This is a genomic window from Psychromonas sp. Urea-02u-13, assembly GCF_002835995.1.
GTDB lineage: Bacteria > Pseudomonadota > Gammaproteobacteria > Enterobacterales > Psychromonadaceae > Psychromonas.
Map to the genome: position 1 here is coordinate 1 of NZ_PJBZ01000128.1, position 7,360 is coordinate 7,360.

Sequence of the window (7,360 nt, forward strand, 5' to 3'; positions counted from 1 at the left end):
AACAAAAACAGATAACATACTGATATAATTGAGTTATCAATTGTATAAACAAAATAGGACATCCCATCTTCAATATAAAAGTACCACTTCCTCACTAACATTTAATCAAAACTTCAAGAGTATCGCCTTTTTTTCTTTCTTTGCTTTAACGCATTGAGTATCGTTAACCATGGTTTAAATCTGGGGATGGTTATGCTGAAAAATCGCAATAAATTATTACGTTATACAAGTGTGTCTGTGGCGAATGTGTTTGAAAAAGAAACTGCCATGATTGCACAAATGCAAGCCAATGAAATTTCGCAATGCCTTATATTATGGCAAGCAAAAACACCCACAATTGTATTTCCTTCGGGTCAAAAATGGCCAGAGTCCCCCGCGCTGCATAGCGCCTTACAGGCAGATAATTGGAAATTGCTCTCACGAAAAACAGGTGGCGCGCCGGTGCCACAATGCCAAGGTATTATTAACCTATCGCACTTGTATGTTTGGCCCGATGCAACGCCCTACTCGATTAGCCAAGCTTATGAAAATTTATGCCAAATATTGCAAGATTTTTTCAGTCAATATGGGTTAAGTAGTGAAACGCATGCCACTGAATTTTCCTACTGTGACGGGGATTTTAATATCAATATTAACGGGCGTAAGATCGTAGGCACTGCGCAGCGCATTATTTTGAAAAAAGGGGGTGGTAAAATTGTACTGGCACAGGCCTGTATCTTAGTTGATGCTGTGTTAGAAGAGATCATTAAACCCATTAATTTGTGTTATCAATTGTGTGATAAAAACGATCAGATAAAAGCACAGGTACACACCACTTTGTTTGAACATATTAATACTCGCCCCAGTGTTGAGACGCTTTATCAGCAGCTGACTCAAGCGTTTATTGCTTGAGACTTAAGCTAGGGTTCAAAAAAACCGAAAAAAAAACCGAACACCCGAACCTTTTCCCCGTTTAACTGTTAAAAAGCATCAAATCAAGAAGGTAATTTAGGTAAGATATTTTTTATTAAAATGCTTCGATGCTGGTAGCTGAATTACCACTGTTATCTTGTAACTCAATATCAGCACCACGACTAATGAGTAACGCTCTTAATTCTGTGCGACCAAATAATGTCGCGTACATAACCGCAGTTTGGCCTGCATTATTTTGTTGGTTTGAATCACAATCACTTTGCATCAATACCTTAGCGATATTAAATTCAGCTCTAAAAATGGCGGCCATCAATGCACTATTGCCTTTATTGTCTTCAGCACAGACATTTGCACCGCGCTTAATCAATGTATTTACAATCGCTGTTTGGCCATTATAAGTTGCGATCATTAACGCCGTATAACCCTTCATATTTTTGACATCAACCGGCAAGCCCGCATTTAGAAATTCATTTATTATTTCCTCATCACCTCTTCTTGCGGCCGCATAATAATAGGGTAATAATTTTTTGTATTGTGTTGAAGTGTCAAGGTCTTCAGCTTGCAGATTCGCTGAAAAAAATACTCCATATAAAATGAATAGGGTTGCACTGAATAACGTTTTTAAATTTATCATCGATTAGTACCCTAATGAGGAAATATGATGAGGAAATATGCGAAAGGCCCTCTTTCGCATAACAGTAAAATCAATTTATAGCTTGCTTGCTAATGCTTTAACTTTAGTTAAATCGCCGTTAACAGCCTTGGTTATCGCTACGCCGTATTCAACGTCTGCTTTATAGAAGTAGCTAAGCATTTGTAGCTTCACTGCTGTATTTTTAACAGCCCCAAGATCACCAGCTAGATTACTGATTAAATTGCGCTTTTCTTGCTTTGAAAAGCTACGGTACAGCTCACCTGCTTGGGTGAAGTTTAATTCTTTTTCAATCGCCTTTTGTTGTACGTGTCCCGCTAATGCAGGTATAGAGTGACGTGCTTTTTTATTCTCTACAATCCCCTCGCGGCTTGGTTGAAAGTTAACATTAGAGATGGTCGAGCCACTATTAAAAGCACCATCTTGATTATAATTAACTACTTTTACCACAGGACGGTTAATGGGTAATTGCTGATGGTTAGCGCCTAAACGATACATTTGAGTATCAGAATAAGAGAACATACGCCCCTGTAATAACCTATCTTCCGAAGGTTCAATACCAGGAATGAGATTAGCGGGAGCCATTGCAACTTGTTCCGTTTCTTGGAAAAAGTTGGTTGGCATTCTATTCAATGTCATTGTCCCAACTTTAGTTTCAGCAATATTGGTCCAAACTTTAGTGGCGTCTAGTGGATTATATTCAAAATTATTAAGATCTGATGGGCTCATAATCTTAATGTATAAATCCCATTGAGGATGCTGCCCAGCTTCAATGCTGTCATATAAATCGCGGGTTAAGTGTTGAAAGTCTGTAGATTGCACTTTAGCGACTTCACTTGCATCTAGGTTCTTAATGCCTTGTAAGCTCTTCCAGTGGAATTTTACATAACTAACTTCACCTTGGTCGTTAATCATTTTATAAGCGTGTACACCAAAACCATCCATTTTACGGTAGCTTGCAGGTGTACCATTATCGCTATATAACCAAGTTAGCATATGTGTTGCACTAGGTTGGCTTGAAAAGAAATCAAAAACACGATTTGCATCTTGAATATTAGTGACAGGAGATGGCTTTAATGAGTGCACCATATCTGGGAATTTAATCGCATCTCTGATGAAAAATACTGGCAGATTATTACCAACGAGATCCCAATTACCTTGGTCGGTATAGAACTTGGTGGCAAAACCACGTGGGTCTCTTAATGTCTCAGGGCTACCTTTACTGTGAACAACAGAAGAAAAACGCACAAAAACCGGCGTTTCTTTACCTTTGTCAGCAAAGGGGGTTGCTGCTGTAATCACACTGAAATCTTTGCTCGCAACAAATACACCATGAGCACCTGCTCCACGTGGATGTACAACACGTTCAGGAATTCGTTCACGGGCAAAACGTTGCAGCTTTTGAATGAGCTGTACATCTTCTAATAACACGCTGCCATTGCTACCGGCAGTAATTGAATTTTGATTATCCCCGACTGGAGCACCGTTATCACGGGTGAGGGTTTCTGCAGTTGCAGTGAAAGAAAGGCTGGCAGTTAGGGCAATAGCTAATTGTTTTTTATTAAAACTCATTATATTTCTCATTATATTTCTCATTATGATTATGAATATGAATATGAATATATTGTCGAACGAGGACAGTCTAATGGGCTTACTTATATTTGTTAATTCGTTTAAACCTTATCATTCAATAGTATTTAGCTATCAAGTTAACCTCATTGATCGACAGTAGCTATCAAAATACTTCATGCTTTTGGTAATACACTTCGGAGGCAGACATAAGTTTTACGTCTTAAGTGATGGGGTATTGCCTTTTTTCTTTGCCAAAAGGCAATACTAGGACTGAATGGCACTCTAGTATTTATTATCCAATAGTTGTTTTTTCGCTAACGCTTATTCTGGTTTTATTTGAGCTTACTCTGCAGAAGTTTCACCTCTCGGCGAGTCGATGTGTAGAAATCGAAACGTAGTTTCGCAGTTCTAGGAAGTCATGCTTCTCAATAGCAATAAAAAGTAACCAAAAAGTGCCGTTCCGAAACGTTTTTTATTCTTACGTAATCAACAACTTCTTAACGTACCGCCTTTGAATGCACATTCCTGTGCATGCAAAGGCTAATGAAGATCAAGGGGTACTCAGTGCTTAGCCCGTTCAGAACCCTGAACTCTCGTTCAATTCACTCCATGATTTCTTTTGCTAAAGTTGCTGTTCACCTAAGCAAAATGTAAACGGAGTCTTTGCTGCCACATTGACTTCCTATCCCCGTATTCAGTCGCGGTAATACAAATTGCCAGCCAACAAAATTGCACGCCAACAAAAAAGGATACATCCCACTTTACTTCGAGTAACATCACCCTCCGCCCTTGTTCAAAATAGAAAGACACCATTTACGCGTTGAATATTTTAACGCTAACGCTTGTTCAAACAATGTTTGATCTTACATTACTGTCGTTTCGCCGGAGGCGAGTTACTCTTTTCTGGCGAGCAGAAAAGAGTAACCAGAAAAGAGCTCGCCCGATTATTCCCTTCATTTGATTTCAAGATTGTTTTTACCGCACCAGTGCTTACAGAACATCCATGTTCTGAAGCGCACTTATGCCTGACTTCCTGTCAGGCATTGCTAAAACAAACTTTAAATCAAAGGGAATACAACGGGGGTATTGCTGCGTGCATTGTGTAATGACAGACGCTTTTAATTTCAGTTTTTGAATTAGGGCTTAAGTTTTAAGAACAAAAAACAAAAAACAATATAACCATCAAAAATTCGGGGGCTCGATTACTATTTATAAACAACATTCAAAACGCTGTATTAGCGCTCTCCCTGAATTTCAAATTCATCACTTGCCAGCTTCGCCAGACCATCTTCGCCCACTATCCATAATTCATTGTGTACCACACCAAAAGCCTTATTCATTGTCCAACGAGAGGTTAATGTATATCCATTTTCGCCCTCTGGTTGCCAATCGACTTCGGTGTAATCAACCGTATCAAAACCTTTGTCGATGATATCTTGCCAAAAAGCTTGAATGGCATCACGACCTTCAAAAACACCAAAAGGACGCGCTGTCATAATGCAATTTTCTTGGTATTGCATTGCACAGCCTAGAGCATCTTGATTGTTAAATGCAGTGGTCCAATCTGAAATACCCTTTTTACATGCTTCTAAAATAATGTTGTCTGTTTTTTTTGATTCGTTCATCGTGATAATTTCATCTTTTTATTCCTAATATTTTATGCATTACACCTAGGTAATATGAGCCACCGTAAGTAGACGTATTGGTTTTCTATTTTGTTAGTGAGCAGAATAATAGCGCTACTATTAACCAAGAAAAACAGCTACATTAAGAAAGACTGTTTAATAAAACAGAACAATAAAAGGCGAGTAAATTATGATGAGGTTGAGACAAATGTCTGTTTTTGCTCATATTGTGGAAACGGGATCTATCACTGCAACAGCAGAGTTATTAGATGTTTCAAAATCAGTGGTGAGCCAGCATCTTAAATCATTAGAAAATGAATTAGAGATCTTGTTATTAAAACGCACTACACGCAAACAGTCATTAACCGATGCCGGTCAGCGGTTTTATCAGCAGTGTAAAATGATAAACCAAATAGCCAATGACGCTTGGCTTGATGTGCAACAAACCAAAATAATTCCGCAAGGGCGAATAAGAATAACCGCTCCCAGCGCATTAATGGAAACATTAGTCGCGCCCTCTATTGGCCGTTTGTTATTGCAATATCCCTTGTTGATGCCCGAACTGATTAGTCATGATCAACATTTAGATTTAATGAATGAAGACATTGATTTAGCCATTCGTGTTGGACAGTCACAAGAAAGTGCATTAAAACAAAAGCGGATTGGCACCTTTCGAGATGTGCTTTGTGGTAAGCCTGACTATATTCACTCAAAACCGTGGCAAGAGTTGGCTTATATTAGTAATACTTGGCAGGGAAAAGAGATTCATCATCGATTCAAAGCTATCGCAGCTGATAAAATAACGCCTGAGTTAAAAAGCAGTTCTATGATTCAGCAAAGCAATACCCCCCACTCTTCTGAAAATATTTCATATAAGACAACCGCTCACTGCGTAACAAATTCATTTCATACGTGTTTAGCGTTGATTCAGTCTTCATCGGGGATTGGGATTATTCCTGATTTTCATTTAAAAACATTATCAACAGAACTCAGTGATGTTTTCCCTGATCACAGATTACCCGCTAACTCAGTTTATGCGTTACATGCTTTTGGAAAGCAAATGCCACTTAGTGTTGAGGTATGTTTAGGCGCGATAGAGGAGCAATTAACGATAGCAATGGCAACTTAGCTCGATATGAATATCAGCGGATTCAACGCAGGATAGGACATCCCAACATTGCCCTCTCAATATTACTTTGGGAGTTCATAAAAATTCGGGTGTCCGTCTTGGCACGTTAATCAAACTAGATTGGCGAAAAACATTTTTCATTTTATCGATAATTTCCGGAGAAGGAATAGCTGTAATACCCAACACCATTAATGCAAAATTGTCAGCCAAAATTTCTTCAGGGTGAATAATATAGTTAGTATTCTTTCCCACTTGCTCAAAATAACCGCTTACTTGTGAAAAGTCGAGGATTCGTGAACTTCCATCATCTAAAACTAGTAGCTTAAACTGCAAATAATCATAGAATTCTCCTCTTTTACTTGGAATATACCTATCTGTTTCAGAAAATATTATTGGGTATACCCACAACTTTTCGTTATTGAATTTGACTCTGATTACATAGTTGTTGTTCGGTGCGTCAGGGTTTGTGATTCTTCGGCCTTTAAGTGTGTTTGGAAACTCGAGTTCTTTAGCAGGAAAGAAACCAATTGCTTTATAAAGGTTGTCTTTAACTAAAGGGTTATTTCTTGAGTAAATATGAAATATCTCATGTGCAATTAACTTCTTTAACTCTTTGCTAGAAGATAGTTTATCATGTTGAAGAATAATGCTATTCCCTCTTGTATATGGCGCATTTCCTTCTTCCTTTCCGTCAGTGAGAATAACTCCAATTTTGCTAGGCAGATCTATTTTCAGTTTTTGAAGTTGACTCCTAATACTATCAAAGGCTTTAGTGACTTTAGTAATATCCGATTTATTCCAATCGATAACACTACTAGAGACAAATTCTAAAAATTGCTTTTTGTCTACGACTTGGTCAGTTTTCATTCTTGCTGCCATATCAAATTGACTAAGTCGAACGATAAATTCATCAGAGATAACTAAATTTTCAGATGCTTTAATTTTTGATAAGAATTGGAGATTTGTTTGGCTATGTACCATTCCTGAAAAAATAAAGGTTAATATTATTACGTATTTCAAGTAGTGCATGACAATCCTAATATTTAAACACGCGTGTCAAAAGTCGATTAGCAAACGCTCTGAAAAATAAGCTCTAATATAATACCAGACGATCTATCTTATGCATTCTACATTTCACAATGCTTAGTGAAATTTAACGCCTCGTTAAGCGGATAAAAATGGTTGGCTATAATCGCGTAGCGATAACCAACTGTTTTTATTCCGTTTAAGCAACTTGTTGAACGAAGCCGCTATGCGGCAGAAAAAACAAAGACCCATACTCTCTAGTACCCCTCATTCAGAGGCGATTACTGGAGAATTATTATGGACAAATACCAACAACAGCATTTCGACTTCCTTTATCATCAACATCTTACCAACTTAACCTTACAAGGGAAGCGACCTTCGACTATCGATGCCTATTCCCGTGCTGTCCGTCGCATTACCGCCTACTTTGACCGGTGCCCTGAC

6 protein-coding genes are annotated in these 7,360 nt (G+C 38.2%); 2 read left to right on the plus strand and 4 right to left on the minus strand.

Translation table 11 applies throughout. The features are described from left to right. Window positions 1-192 precede the first annotated feature (192 nt). On the plus strand, window positions 193-891 hold the full coding sequence (locus CXF74_RS20065; RefSeq protein WP_101084302.1) for a lipoate--protein ligase family protein: 699 nt from the start codon (window positions 193-195) through the stop codon (window positions 889-891). Window positions 892-1,006: 115 nt separating this feature from the next. Here CXF74_RS20065 and CXF74_RS20070 read toward each other — a convergent pair whose 3' ends face one another. From CXF74_RS20070 to CXF74_RS20080, 3 genes are all read right to left on the minus strand, one after another. Beyond that, a complete protein-coding gene (locus CXF74_RS20070; RefSeq protein WP_101084303.1) occupies window positions 1,007-1,546 on the minus strand; it encodes an ankyrin repeat domain-containing protein in 540 nt (179 codons plus the stop codon). Window positions 1,547-1,621: 75 nt separating this feature from the next. Further along, window positions 1,622-3,136: a catalase gene (locus tag CXF74_RS20075; protein WP_442965963.1), complete on the minus strand. Its 1,515-nt coding sequence runs from the start codon at window positions 3,134-3,136 to the stop codon at window positions 1,622-1,624. 1,235 nt (window positions 3,137-4,371) lie between these two features. Beyond that, on the minus strand, window positions 4,372-4,761 hold the full coding sequence (locus CXF74_RS20080) for a nuclear transport factor 2 family protein (RefSeq protein ID WP_101084305.1): 390 nt from the start codon (window positions 4,759-4,761) through the stop codon (window positions 4,372-4,374). A 190-nt stretch (window positions 4,762-4,951) separates the two neighbouring features. On the opposite strand from CXF74_RS20080, the gene CXF74_RS20085 reads away from it, so the two are divergent. Then, window positions 4,952-5,890 carry a LysR family transcriptional regulator gene (locus CXF74_RS20085; RefSeq protein WP_101084306.1) on the plus strand — a complete coding sequence of 313 codons (939 nt, stop codon included), beginning with the start codon at window positions 4,952-4,954 and terminating at the stop codon, window positions 5,888-5,890. 75 nt (window positions 5,891-5,965) lie between these two features. Here the strand turns inward: CXF74_RS20085 and CXF74_RS20090 are convergent, their stop codons facing one another. After that, entirely contained in the window at window positions 5,966-6,919 is a 954-nt protein-coding gene (locus tag CXF74_RS20090) for a hypothetical protein (protein ID WP_101084307.1), read from the minus strand. Between the last annotated feature and the right edge of the window lie 441 nt (window positions 6,920-7,360).

Bases quoted from the DNA above. Each gene is read 5' to 3' on its own strand.
- CXF74_RS20085 (WP_101084306.1), top strand. From the start codon at position 4,952: ATGATGAGGTTGAGACAAATGTCTGTTTTTGCTCATATTGTGGAAACG.
- CXF74_RS20075 (WP_442965963.1), bottom strand. From the start codon at position 3,136: ATGAGTTTTAATAAAAAACAATTAGCTATTGCCCTAACTGCCAGCCTT.
- CXF74_RS20080 (WP_101084305.1), bottom strand. From the start codon at position 4,761: ATGAACGAATCAAAAAAAACAGACAACATTATTTTAGAAGCATGTAAA.
- CXF74_RS20090 (WP_101084307.1), bottom strand. From the start codon at position 6,919: ATGCACTACTTGAAATACGTAATAATATTAACCTTTATTTTTTCAGGA.
- CXF74_RS20070 (WP_101084303.1), bottom strand. From the start codon at position 1,546: ATGATAAATTTAAAAACGTTATTCAGTGCAACCCTATTCATTTTATAT.
- CXF74_RS20065 (WP_101084302.1), top strand. From the start codon at position 193: ATGCTGAAAAATCGCAATAAATTATTACGTTATACAAGTGTGTCTGTG.